Source organism: Nocardioides sp. Root151 (assembly GCF_001427925.1).
Taxonomy (GTDB): domain Bacteria; phylum Actinomycetota; class Actinomycetes; order Propionibacteriales; family Nocardioidaceae; genus Nocardioides.
In genome coordinates, this window is the sequence record NZ_LMGG01000004.1 from 796469 (window position 1) to 817924 (window position 21456).

Here is a 21456-nt window from a genome sequence, read left to right on the forward strand (position 1 = left end):
GACACCGAGTGAACCCACGCCCACGGACCCCCCGGAGACGACGCCGCCCACCGACCCGGTCGAGCCGGCCGCGCCGGCCTGCATCCTCGACCCGGCGACCGGGCAGCCGATCGACGCGGCCACCGGGCAGCCGCTCGACCCGGCCGACCCCTGCGTGCTCGCGCTCGAGCCGGCTCCCACGACGACCCCCTGACCTTCCCGGCTGGACCCACTCGTAGCCTTCGGGCGTGAGCTCCTACCTGATCGTCGCCGCGACTGCCGCGGAGGCGGCGTACGTCCCCGACGGGCTGCCTGTCGTGATCACCGGCATGGGCAAGACCGCCGCAGGCGTCGCAACGGCCCGCGCCCTGGCCGCGTTCGAGGACACCGACGGACTGCAGGTCATCAACATCGGCACGGCCGGGGCCCTGCGCGACGGACTGACCGGACTGCACGAGCCGGGTGTCGTCCTCAACCACGACATCAACGCCGACGCGATCCGGGAACTCGGCTACGACCCGCAGGAGGAGCTGCGCGTGGGTGAAGGACCCGTCGTGCTGGCCACCGGAGACACGTTCGTCACCGACCCTCTCGTGCGGTCACGCCTTGCCGAGCGGGCACACCTGGTCGACATGGAGGGCTACGCCGTCGTCTGGGCCGCCCGCCAGTTCGGCGTGCCGGTGCGGGTGGTCAAGCACGTCTCGGACAACGCAGACGAGGGCGCCGTCGACTGGCCGTCCCTGGTGGACCACAGTGCCAAGGTCCTCGGTGCCTGGCTCCACGAGTCGCTGCCCGAGTAACGCTCCGTCCATGACGCCGTGCACCCTGCTGGCAGGGCGCAAGGCGTCAACAGGGGCGCACAAGTGCGACGGTCAACGTCGGCGCTTGCGGGCCGGGGGAGTGCGGCGCTTGTCCCCGGACGCCTTGCGTGCGCCGGTCTTCTTCGCCGCTCCGGCGGCGGACCTGCCGCCAACCGGCTTGGCCGGCGCCTTCCGGGCCGGCTTCTTCTCGGCCGCCTTGCCCGTGGCGGGCCGCAGGCCGGTCTCGCTGCGCGAGCTGTTGGCCCGGCGGCCGCGGACGACACCGATGAACTCCTCGAGCCGCGGGTCGTCCACGCCGAGCGGCCAGGCCAGCCCCACCCGCGTCGGGGGTACGCCGACCACGGGCCGGTGCACCACATCCTTGCGGTGGTGGAGCCGGGCCACCGACATCGGCACGATGACCATGCCCGTGCCGGAGCCCACCACCTCGAACGCGTCCTTCCACGTCATCTCGGGGAAGTCCAGGGGAGTGGCGGTCGCCAGCTCGGCCCAGCCCGGCACCTCTCCAGCCACCAGCTGCTCGTTCGCGAGGTCGGCCAGCGGCACCTCGTCGTACGCCGCGGCCGGGTGGTCCTTGGCCACGACCACCACCGGCTGCTCCTCGTAGAGCGGAATCAGGTGCAGGCCGTCCTGGTCGAGAGGGAGCCTGACGAAGACCATGTCGGCGCGGCCCTCGTCGAGCACGAGACGCTGCTCGGCCTCCTCCACCAGGGCCAGCTCGAGCGGGAGTCTCGGGAAGCGCTCGCGCCAGATGCGCGACCACTTGTCGGGGGTCACGCCGGGCACGAACGCGATCCGTAGCGGCTCAGTCACCTGCACAGGCTAGCGAGGACGCGGCGATCCGGCGGGTTTCGGGGCGTTGTGATCTCCCTCGCCATTTCCGGGCCGCTCAGGCGTGGGCCCGGAAAATTCCTGTGACCGGCGTTACCGGGCGGAATGTCCTGATTTGAACCAGCGAAGCCCACATGGCCCACTGGATGGGCCGCCGCTTGCAATTGTTAGCACGCCGCAAGCGGGGCCGGAACCGGGACGCCGACCACTGCCCATCCCGACTCCGTCCATGTCACCGATATCGGATCACCGGGCAGGTCCAACGCAAGCAGTCGCAGCGGTCAGCGATCGGCGAGTGACCCACAAGAGCATGCCTACACGTCCACAGTTCCGCCGTACCCTTGCCCGCAGCGCCGCCTTCGGCGTCCTCCTGGTCAGCACCTCGCTGGCCGCCCCGAGCCAGGCCCACCCCGCCTCGGCCACCGCCCAGGCTCCCGCCGGGAAGCAGGTGGCCGCGCAGGCCCCCGTCCCCGTCTCCGCGGACGCGAAGCCGAAGTCCGTCGCCAAGCCGGTCACCCTCGAACCGCTTCCGCCGGCCTGGGTGCTGCCCGTCTCGGGCTACCACCTCACCGGCACCTTCGGCGCCACCAGTTCGCTGTGGTCCAGCACCCACACCGGCCTTGACTTCGCCGCGCCGGACGGAACCCCGATCCACTCGGTCACCGACGGCGTCGTGATCGAGTCGGGCTGGGACGGTGCCTATGGCAACAAGACGGTCGTCGAGCTCGCCGACGGCACACAGCTCTGGTACTGCCACCAGAACTCGATCACGTCCACGGTCGGGCAGGAGCTGGCAGCCGGGGACCTGCTGGGCTACATCGGTGCCACCGGCAACGTCACCGGCCCGCACCTGCACCTCGAGGTTCGGCCCAGCCCGGACGTGCCGGTCGACCCGTTCACCGCGCTCACCGAGCACGGCCTGCACCCCTGATCCGGCCAAGGCAATGACGAAGGCCCCGCCGATCGGCGGGGCCTTCGTTGTGTCATTGAGCGAGCCCTTCGGCGAGTCCGGGGCTCAGTCGCGCACGCGGATCGGCTGGGGCTGCGGCTCTTCCTCCGCCGGCAGCAACACGCCGATCACGTGGAGCAGGGCGATGCCGCCGATGATGGTCGTCCAGACGAGCATGGTGTTCCTCCTGTCGGTGCGGTGAGCTCCCCCGTGGGCTCGCCGATGGAACACGTGTGCCCACGTTCGACGCGTTCTACACCTCGGGTGATACGGAACACGCCATGCCGATGTCGTGCCGAAATTCGCTATTCGCTTCCGTTGCCCGTACCGTTGTCGTCGTCGGGCCGCGTTGTTCTGTCGGTGCCCGACCGAATCAGCGTCAATGACCGTGTGTTGCGGACAACGATCCGCCCCGGGCAGAACGCATCATCAGTTTATTGGGACTTTCGCATCATGCAGGGCCCCGCTTTACGCTCCAGAAGGGAGCAGCAACATGACACAGGGAACCGTCAAGTGGTTCAACGGCGAAAAGGGCTTCGGCTTCATCGAGCAGGCTGAAGGCCCCGACGTCTTCGTGCACTACTCGGAGATCCAGGGCACCGGCTTCAAGAACCTCGAAGAGAACCAGAAGGTCGAGTTCGAGGTTGCCCAGGGTCCCAAGGGCCCCCAGGCGACCAACGTGCGCGGTCTCTGAGACCCTCACTCGCAAGAACCCCCGCAGCCTTCGGGCTGCGGGGGTTCTTCGTATTTCGGGGAGAATGACGTCATGTCCCGACTCGACCTGCTCGACGACCCGGCCTACCTTGCCTTCTGGCGGGCCCGCCACCTCTGCACGGTGAGCACCCCTCGCCCCGACGGCACGTTGCACGTCACCCCGATGGGGATCGTGCTCGACGCGGACCGGGCGTTCGCGTGGGGCATCACCAGTCGCACGTCGGTCAAGGCCCGCAACATCGCGGCGTACGACGAGGGCGCGCCCGTCGCGGTGTGCCAGATCGACGGCCGGCACTGGGCGTCACTCGAAGGCGTCGCCCGGGTCCTGGACGACCCGGAGTCCGTGCGCGAGGCCGAGGAGCGCTACGCGGTCCGCTACAAGGTGCCGCGACCGAACCCACAGCGGGTCGCGTTGCGCATCACACTGTCCCGGGCGCTGGGCAGGGCCCCCGAAGAGCACTGAACGAGAACGGCACCGCAACCCCAGTGGGGTGCGGCGCCGTTGTTCAGGCGGAGCGATGCGTCACTTGGCCTCGGTCGACCTGGTCGGCCGTGCGCCGAGCTCCTCGTCGAGACGGAGCAGGCCGGGGCCGTCCTCGTTGATCAGCTCGACGCGACCGACAATCTCGCTGACCGTGGCCTCTTCCTCGACCTGCTCCTCGAGGAAGAAGTTGAGCAGCGGGCGGGAGTCGAGGTCGCCCTCCTTCTCCGCTGCCCGGTAGAGCTCGCGAATGCTCTCGGACACGCGCTGCTCGTGGGCGTAGGCCGCCTCGAACACCTCCAGCACGGAGGACCCCTTCACGGTCGGGGCGCTGAGGCCGCCGATCTTCGGGTGGTTGCCCCGGTCGGCGAGGTGGTCGATGAACTTGTTGGCGTGGACGATCTCCTCGTCGGCCTGGTGGCGCAGCCATGCGGCCATGCCGGGCAGGTCCTTCAGCTCGAGCTCGATGGCCAGCTGGCGGTAGACCAGCGATGCTTCGAACTCCAGGGTGATCTGGTCATTGAATGCGGACTCGAGGGTCTCGTTGAGCTTCATGGCCCCAAGACTAGGCGGCCGGACTGCCTTGTGCATCGAAGGATTGGCTCACCTTCACCTCGTCAGCGGATCATCCCGGACGCCCGCGCACTGGCCACGGCCGCCGTGCGCGAGTCGACGCCGAGCTTGCCGAACACGTGCACCAGGTGGGACTTGATCGTGGCCTGGCTGAGGAACAGCCGCTCGCCGATCTGCTGGTTGGAGAGCCCGTCGGCAACCAGCCCCAGCACCTCCAGCTCCCTGGGAGAGAGGGACGTGTCCGGACGCAGCGTGCGGCGTACCAGCCGTTGCGCGATCGAGGGAGCCAATGAGGTCTCACCGCGCGCCGCCGCCCGGATGCCGGCCGCGAGGTCCGCCGGGTCGGCGTCCTTGAGCAGGTAGCCGACCGCGCCGGCCTCCACGGCAGCCAGCACGTCGGTCTCGACGTCGTACGTCGTGAGCACCAGCACCTGGGGAGGCTCGGGAAGCGCCCGCAGGCTGCGGGTGGCATCGATCCCGTCGACGCGATCACCGAACCGCAGGTCCATCAGCACCACGTCGACCGGCGTGGTGGCGCAGAACGCCACGGCGCCCCGGGCGGTGTCGACCTGGTAGACCACCTCGACGTCCGCCTGCAGCGCGAGTACGGCGGCCAGCCCGGCACGCACGACGGGATGGTCGTCGGCAAGCAGGACCCGGATCATGGGTGCACCTCCAGGGGGAGCCGGGCCGCGACGGCGGTGCCGTGGCCGGGTGTCGACTCGAGATCGAAGGTACCGCCGAGCTCGGCGACCCGGGCTCGCATGGAGGTGAGCCCATAGCCACCGTTGTCCGTGGCGGCCCCGTTGCCGTCGTCGACGACGTCGAGGGCGACCTCGTCGTCCTGGTAGGACAGCGTGACGGTGACCCGTCGGGCACCGGCGTGTCGGACGGCGTTGGCGATCGCCTCCTGGGCGACCCGCAGCAGTGCCACGTCGTGGGCGCCGGGCAGGGCGAAGGGTGTGCCGTCCACGCGGAACGTGGTGGTGGGGGAGTCGACGCCGTCCGCCAGCCGGGCCAGCGCCTCGGGCAGCGACCGCTCCGCGAGGTCTGCCGGGCCCTGGGCCCGCACCAGGCGCCGAGCTTCGACCAGGTTGGCGCCGGCCACCTCGCGCGCCTGGACGACCAGGTCCCTGGCCAGGCCCGGGTGTGCGTCGAGGTGACGCTCGGCCGCACCGAGGAGGAGGTGGATGCTGCCGAGGCCCTGGGCGAGCGTGTCGTGTATCTCGCGGGAGAAGCGTTCCCGTTCCTCGAGCTTCCCGCGTCGTTCGCTCTCCTGACTGGCGACCCGGAGTCCGAGGACGACGGCGATCGCCACTCCGGCGCCGATCACGGGACCGAGCACGCCGCCGATCTCCCACGCGTCGCTGTGGTGCGCGAAGCCGACGACGGCGACCACGGTCAGGGCACCGACCACGGGTACCGCCACGCGGGCGGGCAGCACGTTGAGGGCCAGGAAGAACAAGGGAAAGGCCAGCCAGACGCCCATCGGGGTCACCACGACGAGGCCGATCCACACCAGGGAGAGCAGGGCGCCCCAGAGCGGGACCAGTGCCGGCCGTCGGGTGATCCACGGGCCGAGTCCGGCGACGTACACGGCCGCAAGCAGCGCGGTGACCACGAGGACGGCCGTGTCGGGACCGTCCCCGAGAGCCGACACCGCGGTGACCAGCAGTAGCGCCACCACGAGCAGATGGGTGACCAGTCGCACCAAGGGGAGTGCGCGGCTGATCGGGGAGGTCACCGGGCCAGGATAGGCAGTCGGGAAGCCGCCACCCATCAACCGAAAGTTGGAGCCGGGAGCCTCCTCACGGGCGATCTCCCCGCGCCGGCTCACGACCAGACTCGAAGACGTGGCCGTCACCGTGACGACCGCGAAGTCGAGGAGGCAGACGTTGTACGTCGGATGGCGCGACCTGGTGCATGCAAAGGGCCGGTTCCTGTTGATGGCGGGTGTGGTCACCCTGATCGCCGTGCTCGTCGGACTGCTGAGCGGGCTCACCCGCGGGCTGGCCGACGAGAGCACCTCGGCGATCACCGGACTCCACACGGAGCGTCTGGTCTTCTCCGGAGCCACGGCCGACTTCTCAGCGTCGAGGGTCCCGACCGACGGCAGCATCGAGGGTGAACCCCTGGGTGTGGCCACCTCGCGTGCGGCGACCGCGGCCAAGGCCGAGCCGGTGACGGTCATGGGGGTGCGGCCCGGCAGCCCGATCGCGCCCGACGCCGACGGGGTCGGTCCCGGAAGGGTGGTCCTGACCGACCAGGTCGCCGAGGACCTCGACCTGCACGAGGGCGACGAGCTCTTGGTCGGCACACAGGAGTTCACGGTCACCGCCGTGCGTGGTGACGCGTCCTACTCGCACGTGCCCGTGGTGTGGCTCGACCTCGTCGACTGGCAGTCGGTGACCGGCGCGACGGATTCCGCGACCGTCTTCGCCACCGATTCCACCTCGGCGCCGACCGGTTTCACCAACGTGTCGCTCGACGACTCGCTCGCGGGGATCGGCGCGTACTCGTCGGAGAACGGCTCGCTGCAGCTGATCCGCGGGTTCCTGTTCGCCATCTCCGCACTCGTGGTGGGCTCGTTCTTCACGGTGTGGACCGTGCAACGCCAGCGCGACATCGCCGTCCTGAAGGCGCTCGGTGCCTCGACCGGCTACCTGATCCGCGATGCCCTCGGCCAGGCTGCCCTGCTGCTGGGACTGGGAGTCGGACTCGGTGCCGTGATCGTCGTCGGCGTCGGGACGCTCGCCGTCCGCGCCGTGCCGTTCGTGCTCGACGCGGCCACCATCGGAATGCCGTTGCTGGCCCTGGTCCTGCTCGGCCTCGGCGGCGCCGCCCTCGCCGTACGCCGCATCACCTCCGTCGACCCGCTGACCGCACTGGGGAGTGCCCGATGAACGCCCTGGAACTGACCGACGTCACCCTCACCTACCCCGACGGTGCCTCTCGGCTGACCGCCGTCGACCACGCCTCGCTGGTCGTGCCGCGCGGCGCCCTGACCGCGCTGGTCGGGCCCTCCGGGTCCGGGAAGTCGTCACTGCTCGCGGTGGCGGCCACCCTGATCACCCCCGACACGGGCCGGGTGGTCGTCGACGGAGTCGACACCGGCACCCTCTCGGCAGGCCAGCGCACGCAGCTGCGCCGCGACCGGGTCGGTCTGGTCTTCCAGCAACCCAACCTGATCGACTCGCTGACCGCCTTCGAACAGCTCACCGTCACCGCGTCGCTGGCCGGCCGCTCACGCCGTACGGCGACGGGGGAGGCGCGTGACCTCCTCGCCGACGTGGGGCTGCTGGACCAGGCGGACCGGTTGCCGGCGCAGCTCTCGGGCGGGCAACGCCAGCGGGTGAACATCGCCCGCGCGCTGATGGGTTCGCCGGCACTGCTGCTGGTCGACGAGCCGACGTCCGCGCTGGACCACGAACGCGGTGCCGAGGTGATGGCCCTGATCCGGCGGATGACCGTCGACCGCAACGTCGGGACCGTGCTGGTCACCCACGACACCGGGCACCTGGGCGACGACGACCGCGTCGTCGAGTGCGTCGACGGCCGCCTGCGGGAGTCTGCCCCCGTCTGAGGCGGCCGTATCGCCCCCGAAGACTAAGGTGCAGATGGGGGCCCGTGAACGAGGAGGTGGTGGGGCGCATGACGGTGGATTTCGCGCAGGTGAACGGGATCGAGGTCGCCTACCACCGGGTCGGTGACGGGCCGCTCCTCGTCCTCGTCCACGGCGCGGCGGAGGACGGCCGCATCTGGGAACCACAGCTCGAGGTTCTCTCCGACGACTTCACGGTCGTGGCCTGGGACGAGCCCGGCGCCGGTCGGTCCGGTGACATGCCCAGGGACTTCGGCCTCACGGACTACGCCGACTGCCTCGCGGGACTGATCGACTCTCTGGCCCTGGGGCCCGCGCACGTCGCCGGTCTCTCGTGGGGCGGCACGATGGTCCTTGAGCTCTACCGCCGTCATCCGGCTCTCGTCGCCACGCTGATCATGAACGACACGTACGCCGGGTGGTCGGGGTCCCTTCCCGCCGACGAGGTCCGGGCTCGGGTGGACGGTGCCCGCCGGATGCTGGCTGCACCTGCGGAGGACTTCAGCCCCACCCTTCCGGGGCTCTTCGCCGGCGACCCACCGGCGGAGTTCCTGCCGCTGCTCGCGGCCATTTCCGCCGACGTCCGGCCGGCCTCACTCAGGCACCAGCTCGCCATCATGGCCGCGGCCGACCTGAGCGACCTGCTTCCTCGGGTCGCCGTCCCCACCCTGCTGCTCTGGGGCGAGGAGGACGTGCGCTCGCCCCTGAGCGTGGCCCGTCAGTTCGAGACGGCGATCGCGGACACGCAGCTCGTGGTGATCCCGGGCGCCGGGCACATGTGCAACCTCGAGCGGCCCGGGCTGGTGAACCGAGCCGTGCGCGAGTTCTGCCTGGCCCATCCCCAGAGGTGAACGAGGCGGGCAGGCTGTCGCGCAGGTGACTTTTCCGCTGGCTCCGCGCTTCGAGCGTGTCGACAGGACCCGAGCAGTCACCGCTGGCTGGACTCGTACGCCGACACCGCCATCGGAAGGGTCGGGAAGATGCGGTCGGCCCCGATCCGGTCCAACAGCCCGGTGGGCTTCAACTCATCCCGCAGGTCCTGCTTCACCCGGGCCAGGGCCAGGGTCACCCCGCGTTCGGTCATCTGGCGGCGCAGCGTCTCGAGCGCGTCGGCAGCGGTGATGTCCACCTCGACCATGGCTTCCGTGTTCAGCACCAGCCAGCGCACCGGCTGCTGGGCTCCGTCCACGGCCCTGACCGCCCGTCGCAGGAAGTCCCCGGCGTTGGCGAAGAAGAGCGGGGAGTCGTACCGATAGACCACCAGGCCCGGAACCTGCTGCGCGAGCGGGTAGTCATCGATGTCGTGCATGCCCGCCACGCCCGGAACCGTGCCCTCGACTGCGTCATGGGGCCGGGCCACGCGACGGAGGAGGTCGAGCACGGAGAGCACGATCGCGATCAGCACACCCTGGAGCACGCCGAGCACGAGCACCGCCGCGATCGTGGCGACGCACAGGAGCAGCTCGCTTCGCCGGAACGCGGCGAAGCGACGCAGCTCGGCTATCTCAATCAGCCGCACCGCCGCGTAGACGACGACGGCCCCCAGGGCCGCCGAAGGAAAGGCGGCGAGCACGGGGCCCATGGTGAAGATGGCGGCCACGGTGGCGGCCAGGGTGACCAGGCTCGTCACCTGCGACCTGGCACCGACCGCGTCCGCGATCGCCGTACGGCTGCCGCTGCTGCTGACCGGGAAGCCGTGCATCAGTCCGGACCCGATGTTGGCCAGGCCGAGACCGAGCAGCTCCCTGCGCGGGTCTATGGCCTCCTGGCGGCGGTCCGCGAACGATCGCGCGGTCAACACGTTGTCCGTGTAGCCGACCAGTGCCACGCCCAGTGCGGGCAGCACGAGGCCTGCCACGTCGCCGAGGCCCACGGCCGGTACGGCGGGCATCGGCAGGCCCGTGGGGATCGTCCCGATGACCTCGACGCCGGCACCAGGGAGGTCCAGCAGCACCGACACGCCGGCAGCGCCGAGCATCCCGATCAGGGCAACGGGCGCCCTGGGAAACGCCCACGACCCGAGCAGCAGCACGGCCAGCGTGGCCAGGCCCAGTGCGAGCGTCGGAGCATGCACGCCGTCGATGTTCTCGACCAGGCTGACGAGGTCGGCCCCGGTCGAGTCCCCGGACGCGGTCGTGCCGGTGAGCCTGTCCAGCTGAGAGACCACCATGACCACGGCGATTCCGGTCATGTAGCCGACCAGGACGGGGCGCGAGAGGAGGTCGGCGAAGGCGCTGAAGCCCACGAACCACCCCAGCAGGCAGATCAGCGCGACCATCAGCGCCAGCGCCGCCGCGAATGCGGCCGGATTCGCCGAGGCGGCGGGGCTGGCGCCGAGGACCGCGGCCGTCATCAGTGCCGTGGTCGACTCCGGTCCGACCGACAGCACCCGCGACGACCCGACGAACGCATAGCCGAGGAGGGCTCCTGCGGCAGCCCAGAGGCCTGTCACGGCAGGTAGTCCGGCCAGCTCTGCGTAGGCCATCACCTGCGGAATGAGATAGGCGGTGACGGTGACGCCGGCCAGCAGGTCGCCCCGGAACCACGATCGGTGGTACCCGGTCAGCAGGGAGACCGGTTTCCCCGCCATCACGAGTTCCCGCGGATCAGTGGGAAGGGACCACGACGACAGGCGTCTCCGAGTGGTGCAGCACCCCTCGGGCCACCGAGCCCAGCTCCAGGCCGAACCTGCCGTTGCGGCGTCGGCCCAGCACCAGGAGCTGTGCCCGAGCCGCCGCGTCGAGCAGCGCGGTGCCCGGATGGCCAACCTTGTGGGTGAGCTCCACCTCGACGTCGGGGAACTCGTCGCGGAGCGGCTTGACGGTGCGCTCCACGGACCCGGCACCCCGTTCTTGCCATTCCCGGTACGTCGGCCCGCCGAGCTGGGGGTCCCACACGAGGATCGGCTCGATGTCCACCGAGTGCAGGACCTCCAGCCGGACGCCGCGTCGCGCGGCCTCGGTGAACGCGAAGCGCAAGGCGGTCTCCGACCCCTCGTCGGGGTCGATCCCCACGAGGACCTTGTCGTGCTCGTGAGCAGCCTGTTCCCAGGCCGGCGGGACGACGAACACCGGCACCCGTGACCGGCCGGCCACCGCGATGGAGGTCGACCCGGCCAGCATCCGGCTGAACGTCCCGAGCCCGCGTTTGCCAACGACCAGGCGGGCCTGTTCGACGGAGCGGTCGAGCAGGCAGTGGGCGGCGCCACCGAACCTGACCTCGTGGTGAACGGTCAGGTCGGGGTGGTCGGCGCGCAGCCGACGTTCCGTCTCGTGCAGGAGCTGCCACTCGTGCGAGGTGTCGAAGCGAACGTCGTGATGGGGCACGGGGATGACCGAGTCGTCGACGGCGACGACCAGGACCAGGTCACGCCCCGTGGCGGTGGCGTCATGCGCGGCGTAGTCGACGGCGGCGGCGTTGCTCGGTGACGCGTCGACGCCGACGACGATCGCGCGGGTCGGGTCGGTCCACGCCACGGGGCGGCTCTGCCATGCCGGGGCGGTCATCGCAGTGCTCTGATGACGGGGTGGGTGCGCAACATGATGATTCCTCCTGGAGTCCGATTGCCTCCAGCGAACCGCGCAGGCCCTGCGCACCGGCAGGGACGATCGTCGTGTGTCGGTGGGCACAAAGCCCCGGACGGAGTCCGGCCCCGGATCAGCCGAGAGTGGGCGACGAGAAGGGGCGGAGCCACGGCACGACGGCGACAGGACTCTCCGTGCGCTGCAGAAGCGCTCGTACGGTCGAGCCGAGTCGATGACGGCCCAGACCGTTGGCCCGGGTGCGCCCGACGACGGTCAGCTGGGCGTGGCGAGCGGACTGGAGCAGGGCGACCACCGGCGTGGCGGCGCTGCAGGACAGGGTCGCCTCCACCTCCGGGAACTGTTCGAGCCATGGTTCCAACCGGGTCGCGAGGGACGTCCGGACCGACTCCTCGTAGAGGGCGATCGCCTCGGCGTCGTACGCCAGCACCGGAGGAACCTGCCAGGCGCAGACGATGGTCAACGGTGTCCGGAGGTCGTCCGCACGGGCGAACGCGAACGCGAGTGCCGGTGCCTCCGGGTCCTGGCCCTCGCCAGTGTCGGGCGAGAGTCCGAGCACGATCGGTGCCGCCGCGAACCGAGGTTGGATCCATGCCTCGGGGACCACCACCACCGGCACGGGGGAGTGTGTGGCCACCAGGGCCGACGTGCCGCGGGTCATCGCCCGCGCCGTACGTCCCATGCCACGGTGGCCGATCACCACCAGCTCGTTGCCGGGGGCGGCCGCCAGGAGGGTGGGAGCGACGGGGCCGACCAGTCGGCGTGTCTGCACCTGTCCCAGGGCGAGCCGTCTGGCGAGCACGGACAGGTCGTGGCCGGTCTGCTCCGAGGCCTCGTCCGCGCTCGACTCCACGGCGGTCACGAGGCGCACCAGCTGCCCGGTCCGTTCCGCTTCCTGGGCAGCCCAGACGACGGCTGAGGCCGAACGGCCGTCGGCGCCGACCCCGACCAGGAGCGGACGCGTTGCGGAGCCATGCCGTACGGGCGCCACTCCAGTGGAACGGTTGTCCATGGTGGGCTCCTCGCTGCCTGCGGTTCCTCCCTTCACGATGGCGTCGACCGAACCACCCTGGGAGGGCCGGCCGTCCCGACTTGCGGGACCTTCGACCCTGCATGGGCCGACGGCCCGCTCCTAACGTGGGGACGCCAGGTCGGGCTGACGTGTCGCGGCCGTTGCAGGAGGAGCGACCCAGTGAATCTGCCCCGCGAACTACCCCCGGAGAAGTGCCTGGACCTGCTCTCGGCGGGAGTGGTGGGGAGGGTGGCCGTGTGCACCCCCGACGGCCCGCGCATCGTGCCGGTGAACTACGCCGTCGTGCGCGGCGCCGTCGTCTTCCGGACGGACCCCGGCTCGGTCCTTGGTCAGCGCCGCTGGCCGGAGCTCCTCGCCTTCGAGGTCGATCACCTCGACTACGAGCGGCACCGTGGCTGGAGCGTGGTGGCGGTCGGCACCGGTGAATGTGTCGAGGACCCGGACACCCTGGACGTCATCCGCCGGGACTGGGAACCGCGGCCCTGGGCCGGGGGTGAGCGTCCGCTCCACATCCGCCTCGCCTGGACTGAGCTGTCCGGCCGCCAGCTCGGAGGACCCTGGTCCTCGACCGAGGAGATGCCCGTACGACGCACCGTGTGAGGCCTGGTGACCGGCGGTCGCCCGAGTCAGCGGCCGATGCCGATGTCACGACGCGACCAGAACGGCAACGCGGTGACAAGAGCGAGCATCGGGGGCAGGACCAGCCACACGAATGACGCGGGCAGTTGAGCTGCCAGCGGCCCGGCGTGCAGCGCCTGGTCGAACGGAGAGAGCCTTCGCCACTCCGCGAACTCATTTACGAGGGCGCCGGCGACGAACAGTAGATACGCGGCCAGGACCAGGGCGGCGGGCACGCCTACCGCCAATCCACGACGCCCGGTGAGGGCACCAGTCACCAGGGCGAGCATCCCGAACTCGAAGCCCAGCAACACCAGGGCGATGGCGCCCACGGTCGCTGCCGCCAGCGAGATGCCGAGGCCGAAGAATCGGCCGCCGATCACCGTCGCGCCCCAGACCGCGGTGCCGAGGACGGCAATGCTGAGGGTGAGGGCGGCGGCCTCCTGCACGAGGAGTCGTGTGGCCGACAGCGGAGTGACGAGCAGTAGGTCGAGTGTGCCTGCCTTTTCCTCGCCGGCAAGCATGCGGGCCCCGCGCGTAATCGCGAACACCAGGAAGATCATCGGCAGGACCAGCGTGAACAGTTCGGCGTTGAGGAAGCCGGCACCGGTCGCCATCTGGTCGAGTGGGAAGACCTCCCGCAGGGCCGGTGGGAGATCCCTGAGGTAGTCGTCGAGGCTGGTCATGTTGGCCATGGAGGGCCACAGTGCGGCCTCGAGCAGGACGACCAACGCGACTCCGCTAGCCCAGAAGGGAAGGCTGCGGCGCTGATCCCACAGGGCCTTCTGAAAGACGTTGCGCATCAGGGTCCTCCGATCCGTTCTCGTAGAAGCCGAGGAAGGTGTCTGCCAGGTCCGTGTCGTGGGTCGTGATCCGCGCGACGCCGTACGGTGCGGCGACCCGCACGAGGTCGGCGGTCGACCCGGTCACGGTCAGGTGAGCGGTCCGGTCGCGGACGTGGACGTCGCGCACGCCACTGGCGTGGCGGAGCTCAGCCTCGGGGACGTCATGTTCGAAGGTGAGGTCGATGCTGCGGCGCGCGCCGGCGTGGAGATCGTCCATCGGCAGTGTGGTCAGTAGTCGTCCGCTCTTCAGGATCGCTATCCGGTCTGCCACGGCCTCCACCTCGGAGAGGACGTGGGAGGAGAGCAGCACTGTCTGCCCTCGCCCGCGGACCTCACCCAGGAGCGCCAGGAACTCGCGCTGCATCAGGGGGTCGAGCCCTTGCGTCGGTTCGTCGAGGACGAGCAGCGGCGGCTGGTTCATGAAGGCCTGGATGATGCCGATCTTCTGCCTGTTGCCGTGGGAGAGCGTCCCGAGCCTCCGCCCCAGGTCGACGTCGAACCGTTCGGCCAGCCGCCTGACCATGGCCGGATCCACGCCGCCTCGCAGTGAAGCGATCAGGTGGAGAAACTGCCGGCCGGTCTGGTCGGCGTACCCGGTGAAGTCCCCGGGAAGGTAGCCGATCATCCGTTGGACGCGGTCGCGGTCGGAGGTGACGTCGCGGCCGAAGATGCGGGCCCGACCCGAGGTGGGTCGGTAGAGCCCGGCCAGAAGCTTGAGGGTGGTGGTCTTGCCGGCCCCGTTGGGTCCCAGGTAACCGAACACGACGCCGCGCGGCACCTCAAGGTCAAGGTCCTGCAGGGCGCGCCGCTTCCCGAACGCCTTGGTCAGGCCGGTCGTCGCGACGGCAAGGGACTCGTCCACAGTGACTCCTCTCCGGTCACACGCTAGGAGTCTCGCTCCGGGTGCCGGGAGGGTCCAAGGGCCCTCGTCGACTTGTCTCCCGGCCCCAGACAGGGCTGAAGGTCCCGAGCAGTTGACGACCAACGCCACTGTCGGTGGCCCGGGCTCGCGATGAGCGTTGGGTCATGAGCAACCCCATGACGTTGACCTTCCTGGGCGCGGCCGGCACGGTCACCGGGAGCAAGTTCCTGTTGGAGCACGACGGCCGCCGGATCCTGGTCGACGCCGGCCTCTTCCAGGGTGAGTCCGCTTGGCGGCGGCGCAACTGGGAGCCGCCGCCGCTGGATCCGTCGACACTCGACGCCGTGGTGCTGACTCACGCCCACCTGGACCACTCCGGGTACCTTCCGGTCCTGGCCCGCGAAGGCTTTGCCGGCCACGTGACCTGCACGTCGGACACCGCGCGCCTGGCGGCGATCGTGCTGCGCGATGCTGCCCACCTCCAGGAGGAGGAGGCACGGTGGGCGCGGTCGACGGGCCTTTCGAAGCACGAACGCCCGCGACCCCTCTTCGACAGTGCTGACGCGGAGCGGGCGATCGCACTCCTGCGCCCGGTTGCCCGGCATGAGGAGATTCCGCTGGGTGGGGAGTTCACCGCCGAGCTGTTCCGCGCCGGCCACATCCTGGGATCGTCGTTCGTGGCGATCTCCCGAGGCGCGACCCGACTTGTGTTCAGCGGTGATCTCGGCCGGACGGATCATCCGTTGCTGCGTGCACCGGAACACCCCGGACGGGCCGATCACTTCGTCGTCGAGTCGACGTACGGCAACCGGGAACACCACGGCCACGGCAGCGAGGAGCTGGCCGGGGCGTTGGAGCGAACTTTGCGACGCGGTGGCGTCGCACTGCTGCCTGCCTTCGCAGTCGACCGGACTCCGATGGTCCTGCACGAGATCCAGCGGCTCGTGAGATCCGGCCAGGTTCAGGACGTGCCGGTGTACGTCGACAGCCCGATGGCGCTGAGTGCTCTGCAGGTCTACCAGGCGGCCTTGCGAGCCACCGACACCGACTTCCGCGACGAGATCGCGAGCGACTCGGATCCGTTCGACCCGGGCAAGCTTCGGCTGGTCTCGGACCCCGACGAGTCAAGGCGGCTGAACGACCCACGGCATCCGTGCATTCTCGTCTCGGCGTCGGGTATGGCGACCGGCGGCCGCGTGCTTCACCACCTCGAGCACCAGTTGCCGATGGAGCGGAACAGCGTGATCCTCACCGGGTACCAGGTCGCAGGGACCCGCGGGCGATTCCTCGCCGACGGAGCGCGCGCCGTCAAGATCCACGGTCGTTACGTCCCCGTGCGTGCAGAGGTCGTCAATGTCCGGGGCTTCTCCGCGCACGCGGACGCCTCCCAGATGATCGAGTGGCTGCGTCCCTCCCCGTCGCCGCGGACGACCTTCGTGGTCCACGGGGAACCGCACTCGGCCCAGGCACTTGCGGAGCGCCTGCGTGAAGAGCTCTCCTGGACTGCCGTCGTGCCCGGCCATGAGGAGAGGGTGCTCGTCGACTGACGGCGCGGACCGGTACCTGGGTCGCGCGGCGGTGCGGTGAGAAGCGTCGGTGGTGTCAGCCCGGTACCACCGCGACCGGGACCTCGGCGTAGTGGAGCACCTGGCGCGAGGTGGAGCCGAGACCCGGCGCAAAATGTTCTCGGTCTTCTCTGCCCAGCACCAGCAGCTGGGCAGCCCGCGCACGACGCAGCAGGGCTGTTGCGGGGTCGACCCGTTCGTCGCAGAGTGTGACCGGCACCGAGGCGAAGGCGGATTGAAGAGGGGCCACCACGTCTTCCAGGCGCCTCGCACCGATCGTCAGCGTGCTTCGGTGGGCGGGAGCGGCCTGCAGGGGATCCCAGACCAAGCGGGTCTCGGCGTCGATCGCGTGCACTGCCACGAGGGAGGCCCCCCGTCGCGCTGCCTCCGCGAAGGCGAACCTGAGAGCCGTGTCGTCGTGGCGCGCCGGATCGACGCCCACCACGACTGTTTGGCGCCCGTGGTCCGCGTGGCGCCAGGCCGCGGGAACGATCACGACCGGTCGGTCCGAGCGGGCTGCGACGTCGGTGGAGGTCGAGCCCAGAATCGGACGACCGAAGGTTCCGAGCCCGCGTCGCCCGACCACCAGACGGTCCGCACGCCTGGTCCGGTCGAGCAGGCGGGAGGGCACGTTGCCGAACTCGAGGGTGCTGCGCACCCTGAGCTCGGGGTGCTGCCTCGTGGCCTTTCGCGCGACGTGAGTGAGCAGGGTCCAGGCAGGCTCCGGATCCCGGGCGGGCGAGGGGGCGCCCGGAACGTCGAGCACTGCCACCAGAAGGAGTGGACGCCGCGTTCCTGAAGCGTCTTCGACGGCATACCGGACGGCCGCCTGGTTGTTCCTCGAACCATCGACTCCGACAACGATCGGGCGGCGACGTGGCAGATCACGGATGCGTTCTGGCATGTCTTGACCCTGTCGAAGCGTGGCCGACTGCAGAAGGGCCGGAGGTCACTCGGACAGGGACTGAGTGCCCGTGTGGGCAGCCCCTCCTGCGGGAAGCCCGGCTCGACCCTGCTCGACGCAGGCGTGGCACCGGGACCTTCGACCCTTCGCCGACCCCCGCACCGACTCGTAGCGTGAAGCCAGGGGCACCCGTCGCCCGATGGGCAGCCAGAAGAGAGGAGCCTGTCATGGACATGCCGCGAGAACTCTCCCCACAGGAGTGCCTCGAACTGCTCTCGCACGAGGAGGTGGCCCGGGTGGCAGTGTGCACACCGTCGGGTCCCCACATCGTGCCGGTGAACTACGTCGTCGTGGACGACGCCATCGTGTTCCGTACGGCGCCGTACTCAGTGCTGGGCACGGTGGGCTGGTCGTCGCACCTGGCCGTCGAGGTCGACCATCTCGACCCTGGCCTGCGGCGTGGCTGGAGCGTGGTGGCCACAGGTCACGGCGAGATGCTCTCGGACGCCGATGCGCTGTCCGCCTTGGCAGGCTTGGCCGACCTCGAGCCCTGGGCGGGTGGGAGCCGGCATCTTCACATCAGGTTGCCGTGGGTCTCCTTGACGGGACGCGCGGTCGGGGGAACCACCGCCACGGGCACCTCGGCATAGTGGAGAGCGGCTTGTGCGACGGAGCCGAACGGAAAGCTGCCCCTGCGGTCGCGGCTGCCATGGCGACCGAGTACGAGCAGCTGCGCAGGACCGGTCCGGTCGAGCAGGACGGTCAGCGGGTGTTCGTGGCCGTGGAGCAACTCGACGTGGACGTCGTTGAACCGGTCACGGAACGGCGCGACCACGCGAGCGAGCGCCTCTGGCGAGGCCTGCTCGGCGGCTTCCACGGCACTGAACTCCGGAGGAGGATCCTGATCCCAGTCCCGTGCTGGCAACTCTCGTCCGTGCGCCGCGATCAGGGTCACGCCGCGGCGCTGAGCTTCCAGGAACGCATAGAGCAACGCTTCCCCCTGCACGTCACGATGATCGACTCCGACGACGACAGGTTCCCTGCGATGCGCGCGACTGTCCCAGTCCTGCGGGACCACCACCACGGGCACGCGCGCGCGGCCGCAGACCTTCAGCGATGTGGAGCCGATGAGCAGCCGAAGGAAGGTGCCGTGACCACGTCGACCGACCACGACAGCCGACTGTGCGGCGGAGCGCGTGACCAAGGTGTCCTCGAGTCGGCCGATCCCGAGTTCCTCGAGGACGTGGGCCTCGGGGTGAGCGCTGTGAACCGTCTCCGCCACAGCTGCGAGGAGTCGTCGTCCCAGGGTGTCGTCAGGCTCCATGCGATGGAACGGCAGTGGAATCTCCGACCCGTCGAGCACGTGCAGCAGGGTCAGCGGGCGGTCGCTCCCGACCGCGGTGTCGGCAGCCCATTCGATGGCGGCCCGGTTTTGGCGGGAACCGTCCACAGCCACGACGACTGCCCTTCCGGGCACCGTCCATGCGGGATCTTCGTGTCCGACCTTGGTGGCCTCGTCAGCGGGCATCGTGGGTCCTTCCAATCGTTGCGTCCCTCCAGCCAACGGCGGCGCCTCCCGGCTTCACAGGGGAGCAGGTCTCGTGTGATGGAGCACAAGGTCCCTCCCACGAGGACATCAGGAGGGCGCAGAGTGTCCGGTATGGACCGTGCAGGGATCGGATCGATGCCGGGCGAGACCAGCAGGCCCGCTGCCAAGGCACCACCACCGGGCGCCTATGGGGTGCTCCTGTTGGTCCTGGCCGGCAGCCTGCTCGCCAACTCCGTGCTCGGGCCCCTGGTCCTGGGAGTCGTGAGGTACCCCGTCTCCGACACGCTGGCGAACCAGCTCCTCGGACTCGAGCTCGTGACCCTCGTCGTCGTCGTCCCGTGGGCAGCGCTCACGGGAGTGGCGGGGCTCATGGGGGCGCGCTCGGCGCCCCTCTTCGGGTTCGCCCCGTCCGCCTACGCGGCCTACATGCTCGTGCAGTACATCCTCGGACCCGAGTACGACCACTACTCGGTTGTCGTGCTGGGTCAGCTGCTGACCTTCGTCCTCGCAGCCGGTTTGATGGTCTGGTCGTGGGCACTGTCGGCGTACGTCCCGGTGCCGCGACGCGACAGTCGTGACCAGCGACGGGCCGGGCTGGTCATGTTCGCCCTGGCCACCTTCGTGGCGCTTCGGTACGCCGGCGCCGTCGGCGGCTCGTTCGCCGGAGCCGGGATCGGAGCCGAGTTCGCGGAGGAGCGAACCTTCTTCTGGTCCATCTTCCTGCTCGATCTGGGGATCGTGGTGCCCTGTACTGTCGCCGCCGGATGCGCGCTCGTCTCCGGAGCCGCGGGCGGATGGCGTGCCCACTACGCGGTGATCGGCTGGTTCGCGCTGGTTCCCCCGTCGGTGACCGCGATGGCAGTCGTCATGCTGCTCAGGGACGACCCGCATGCCTCGGTTCCCACGACGCTGCTGTTGGGGGCTGCCTCGGTGGTGTTCGGCTCCTTCGCCTGGCACACGTTCCGCACGCTCCTCCGGCCCGCCGGGTCCTTGGTCCCGACGGGGCATGTCTCGTGACCCTGCAGCCACGGTCGCCTGCCGAGAAGACTCGGAAGTGAGCGGGCACGTCCTGGGCCCCCACTCCGACGAGGGAGACGACATGACCAACGAGCGCTGGTACGCGAACCACTTCAGGGAGCTGTCCCCGGACGAGTGCCTGGAGCTGTTGGGATCCTGCCCGGTCGGGCGCATTGCCTACTCGGTCGAGGGCGGTCCGGTGGTCCTTCCGGTGAACCACGTGCTCGATGGCGGTGACATCCTGTTCCGGACCTCTCCGCACACCGAACTGGGCCGCACGATGATCTCCGGCCACGTCGCCTTCCAGGTCGACCACTTCGACGAGACCGACCGCACCGGTTGGAGCGTCCTCGTGCGCGGCTCGGCCGAGTACGACGACTCCGACGTGAGCATTCCGGAGGATCGGCCCGCTCCCTGGGCGGACGGAACCCGGAACCTCGTGGTGCGCATCCGGCCTCGTCTGGTGACCGGGCGCCGACTCCTGCCGGCGTGACCACGCTGGAGGCCCCGAGCGGCAAGGCGTCCCGCGCCAGCGACGGTCCCGGGCGTCGCCGGAGGGTGGCCAGCCGCATCGAGGCACGAGTGCCCGAGGTCGGGCCGGACGCACTGGTCGTCGAGGCCCGCGCCCTGTTGGCAGCCGGCCGGTTCTCCTACGCCGGACATCTCGCCGTCCTCGACGGCGACCACCTGGTCGGACTGGTGCCCATCGAGTCGCTGTCAGCCGCGTCACCCGGCGATCGAGTGGCCGGGCTGGTCGATCCGGGCGTGCCTCGGGCGGCACCTGACGACTTCGAGGAAGCAGCAGCCGCAGACGTGGCGCGGCGGGGCTCCAGGGTGCTCGCGGTGGTCGACGTGGATCACCGCTTTCTCGGTGTGCTCCCGCCGGAGGCGTTGCTGCTGGCGTTGGTGACCGAGCACGAGGAGGACGTCGCCCGCTTCGGAGGTTCCCTGGCCCGGACCGCCCAGGTGCGCTCGGCACTCGAGGAGCGCGTCGTGCGTCGGCTCTGGCACCGCACCCCGTGGCTGGTCCTCGGCCTGCTCGGGGCGATGTTCTCCACGGTCCTGACGGCCTCCTTCGAGGACGCGCTCGCCACCCGTGTGGTCCTGGCCTTCTTCGTCCCGGCGGTCGTCTACCTGGCCGACGCCGTCGGCACCCAGACGGAGGCCCTGGTGATCCGCGGCATCTCCCAAGGTGTCTCCCTGCGCGCAATCCTGGTCAGTGAGCTGGCGACGGGCCTCCTCATCGGGCTCGTCCTGGCCGGCCTGTTCCTGCCCTTCGCTTTCATGGTCGGCGGAGACCTGCGACTGGCGTTCGCGATCTCCCTCGCGTTGGTGGTCAGCTGTGCCACCGCCACCCTCGTGGCGCTGGGGCTTCCCTACGTCTTCGCGAAGTTCGGGAAGGACCCGGCCTTCGGATCGGGACCCCTGGCCACCGTGATCCAGGACCTGCTGTCGCTTGCCGTCTACTTCGCCCTGGCCATCTCGGTCGGGGGAGTCTGAGCCCTCGGCTTCGGGCCCTTGGTCCTCGTCGTTCGGGCCCATGGACCGTGTGGCACGCCCTTCGTCGTCGGC

24 protein-coding genes and 1 pseudogene are annotated in these 21456 nt (G+C 70.1%); 14 read left to right on the top strand and 11 right to left on the bottom strand.

The genetic code is table 11. The features are described 5' to 3' along the window. Positions 1-193, top strand: a pseudogene (locus ASD66_RS24735) (hypothetical protein); the annotation flags it as partial. Between the two features lie 34 nt (positions 194-227). Continuing rightward, positions 228-779, top strand: coding sequence for a nucleosidase (locus ASD66_RS12405; RefSeq protein ID WP_056891084.1), 552 nt, complete (start codon positions 228-230; stop codon positions 777-779). A gap of 72 nt (positions 780-851) precedes the next feature. Here ASD66_RS12405 and ASD66_RS12410 read toward each other — a convergent pair whose 3' ends face one another. Then, positions 852-1613 (bottom strand): LysR family substrate-binding domain-containing protein, encoded by a 762-nt coding sequence (locus ASD66_RS12410; RefSeq protein WP_082599529.1) that lies wholly within the window; start codon positions 1611-1613, stop codon positions 852-854. A 328-nt stretch (positions 1614-1941) separates the two neighbouring features. Between ASD66_RS12410 and ASD66_RS12415 the strand changes: the two genes are divergently transcribed. The 3 genes from ASD66_RS12415 (at position 1942) to ASD66_RS12425 (ending at position 3757) form a co-directional block, all read left to right on the top strand. After that, on the top strand, positions 1942-2562 hold the full coding sequence (locus ASD66_RS12415) for a M23 family metallopeptidase (protein WP_200950007.1): 621 nt from the start codon (positions 1942-1944) through the stop codon (positions 2560-2562). Between the two features lie 511 nt (positions 2563-3073). After that, entirely contained in the window at positions 3074-3274 is a 201-nt protein-coding gene (locus ASD66_RS12420) for a cold-shock protein (RefSeq protein ID WP_056678061.1), read from the top strand. A gap of 72 nt (positions 3275-3346) precedes the next feature. Beyond that, positions 3347-3757, top strand: a complete 411-nt coding sequence (locus ASD66_RS12425) for a TIGR03618 family F420-dependent PPOX class oxidoreductase (protein WP_056891086.1) — start codon at positions 3347-3349, stop codon at positions 3755-3757. Between the two features lie 60 nt (positions 3758-3817). Here the strand turns inward: ASD66_RS12425 and ASD66_RS12430 are convergent, their stop codons facing one another. The 3 genes from ASD66_RS12430 to ASD66_RS12440 form a co-directional block, all read right to left on the bottom strand. Beyond that, positions 3818-4330 (bottom strand): ferritin, encoded by a 513-nt coding sequence (locus ASD66_RS12430; protein WP_056678070.1) that lies wholly within the window; start codon positions 4328-4330, stop codon positions 3818-3820. Between the two features lie 62 nt (positions 4331-4392). After that, positions 4393-5013 carry a response regulator transcription factor gene (locus tag ASD66_RS12435; protein WP_056678073.1) on the bottom strand — a complete coding sequence of 207 codons (621 nt, stop codon included), beginning with the start codon at positions 5011-5013 and terminating at the stop codon, positions 4393-4395. After that, positions 5010-6092 carry a sensor histidine kinase gene (locus ASD66_RS12440; RefSeq protein ID WP_200950009.1) on the bottom strand — a complete coding sequence of 361 codons (1083 nt, stop codon included), beginning with the start codon at positions 6090-6092 and terminating at the stop codon, positions 5010-5012. The genes ASD66_RS12435 and ASD66_RS12440 overlap by 4 nt, the downstream gene beginning before the upstream one ends. 109 nt (positions 6093-6201) lie before the next feature. Here ASD66_RS12440 and ASD66_RS12445 point away from each other — a divergent pair, with 109 nt between their 5' ends. The 3 genes from ASD66_RS12445 (at position 6202) to ASD66_RS12455 (ending at position 8800) form a co-directional block, all read left to right on the top strand. Beyond that, on the top strand, positions 6202-7251 hold the full coding sequence (locus ASD66_RS12445) for an ABC transporter permease (protein ID WP_235530068.1): 1050 nt from the start codon (positions 6202-6204) through the stop codon (positions 7249-7251). Next, positions 7248-7931, top strand: coding sequence for an ABC transporter ATP-binding protein (locus ASD66_RS12450; protein ID WP_056891088.1), 684 nt, complete (start codon positions 7248-7250; stop codon positions 7929-7931). The genes ASD66_RS12445 and ASD66_RS12450 overlap by 4 nt, the downstream gene beginning before the upstream one ends. Before the next feature lie 68 nt (positions 7932-7999). Next, positions 8000-8800 (top strand): alpha/beta fold hydrolase, encoded by an 801-nt coding sequence (locus ASD66_RS12455; RefSeq protein ID WP_056891459.1) that lies wholly within the window; start codon positions 8000-8002, stop codon positions 8798-8800. A 77-nt stretch (positions 8801-8877) separates the two neighbouring features. On the opposite strand, the gene ASD66_RS12460 is transcribed toward ASD66_RS12455, so the two are convergent. From ASD66_RS12460 to ASD66_RS12470, 3 genes are all read right to left on the bottom strand, one after another. After that, complete coding sequence (locus tag ASD66_RS12460; RefSeq protein WP_056891089.1) at positions 8878-10539, bottom strand: SulP family inorganic anion transporter; 1662 nt, start codon at positions 10537-10539, stop codon at positions 8878-8880. A 16-nt stretch (positions 10540-10555) separates the two neighbouring features. Continuing rightward, complete coding sequence (locus ASD66_RS12465) at positions 10556-11455, bottom strand: universal stress protein (protein WP_082599463.1); 900 nt, start codon at positions 11453-11455, stop codon at positions 10556-10558. Between the two features lie 151 nt (positions 11456-11606). Continuing rightward, the gene (locus ASD66_RS12470; RefSeq protein ID WP_056891091.1) at positions 11607-12503 is read right to left on the bottom strand and encodes a universal stress protein; all 897 of its coding nucleotides are present in this window, start codon (positions 12501-12503) and stop codon (positions 11607-11609) included. A gap of 180 nt (positions 12504-12683) precedes the next feature. Between ASD66_RS12470 and ASD66_RS24160 the strand changes: the two genes are divergently transcribed. Continuing rightward, positions 12684-13124, top strand: a complete 441-nt coding sequence (locus ASD66_RS24160; protein WP_162254269.1) for a pyridoxamine 5'-phosphate oxidase family protein — start codon at positions 12684-12686, stop codon at positions 13122-13124. A 26-nt stretch (positions 13125-13150) separates the two neighbouring features. On the opposite strand, the gene ASD66_RS12480 is transcribed toward ASD66_RS24160, so the two are convergent. After that, entirely contained in the window at positions 13151-13945 is a 795-nt protein-coding gene (locus ASD66_RS12480; protein WP_082599465.1) for an ABC transporter permease subunit, read from the bottom strand. Next, the gene (locus ASD66_RS12485; RefSeq protein ID WP_200950011.1) at positions 13884-14849 is read right to left on the bottom strand and encodes an ABC transporter ATP-binding protein; all 966 of its coding nucleotides are present in this window, start codon (positions 14847-14849) and stop codon (positions 13884-13886) included. Before ASD66_RS12485 ends, ASD66_RS12480 begins: the two co-directional genes overlap by 62 nt. Before the next feature lie 164 nt (positions 14850-15013). On the opposite strand from ASD66_RS12485, the gene ASD66_RS12490 reads away from it, so the two are divergent. Continuing rightward, entirely contained in the window at positions 15014-16396 is a 1383-nt protein-coding gene (locus tag ASD66_RS12490; RefSeq protein ID WP_056891094.1) for an MBL fold metallo-hydrolase RNA specificity domain-containing protein, read from the top strand. A gap of 55 nt (positions 16397-16451) precedes the next feature. Here the strand turns inward: ASD66_RS12490 and ASD66_RS12495 are convergent, their stop codons facing one another. Beyond that, on the bottom strand, positions 16452-17318 hold the full coding sequence (locus ASD66_RS12495; RefSeq protein WP_082599466.1) for a universal stress protein: 867 nt from the start codon (positions 17316-17318) through the stop codon (positions 16452-16454). A gap of 227 nt (positions 17319-17545) precedes the next feature. Here ASD66_RS12495 and ASD66_RS12500 point away from each other — a divergent pair, with 227 nt between their 5' ends. Then, positions 17546-17968: a pyridoxamine 5'-phosphate oxidase family protein gene (locus ASD66_RS12500; RefSeq protein WP_056891096.1), complete on the top strand. Its 423-nt coding sequence runs from the start codon at positions 17546-17548 to the stop codon at positions 17966-17968. Here ASD66_RS12500 and ASD66_RS12505 read toward each other — a convergent pair. Then, a complete protein-coding gene (locus ASD66_RS12505) occupies positions 17893-18846 on the bottom strand; it encodes a universal stress protein (RefSeq protein ID WP_056891097.1) in 954 nt (317 codons plus the stop codon). The genes ASD66_RS12500 and ASD66_RS12505 overlap by 76 nt on opposite strands. A 132-nt stretch (positions 18847-18978) precedes the next feature. Here ASD66_RS12505 and ASD66_RS24740 point away from each other — a divergent pair, with 132 nt between their 5' ends. Genes ASD66_RS24740 through ASD66_RS12520 form a run of 3 tightly spaced genes read left to right on the top strand, consistent with a single transcriptional unit; the run spans position 18979 to position 21384 of the window. Further along, positions 18979-19884 (top strand): hypothetical protein, encoded by a 906-nt coding sequence (locus ASD66_RS24740; RefSeq protein ID WP_056891098.1) that lies wholly within the window; start codon positions 18979-18981, stop codon positions 19882-19884. A 37-nt stretch (positions 19885-19921) separates the two neighbouring features. Next, a complete protein-coding gene (locus ASD66_RS12515) occupies positions 19922-20377 on the top strand; it encodes a pyridoxamine 5'-phosphate oxidase family protein (RefSeq protein ID WP_056891099.1) in 456 nt (151 codons plus the stop codon). After that, positions 20374-21384 carry a magnesium transporter gene (locus ASD66_RS12520; protein WP_056891100.1) on the top strand — a complete coding sequence of 337 codons (1011 nt, stop codon included), beginning with the start codon at positions 20374-20376 and terminating at the stop codon, positions 21382-21384. Before ASD66_RS12515 ends, ASD66_RS12520 begins: the two co-directional genes overlap by 4 nt. The last annotated feature ends 72 nt before the right edge of the window (positions 21385-21456 follow it).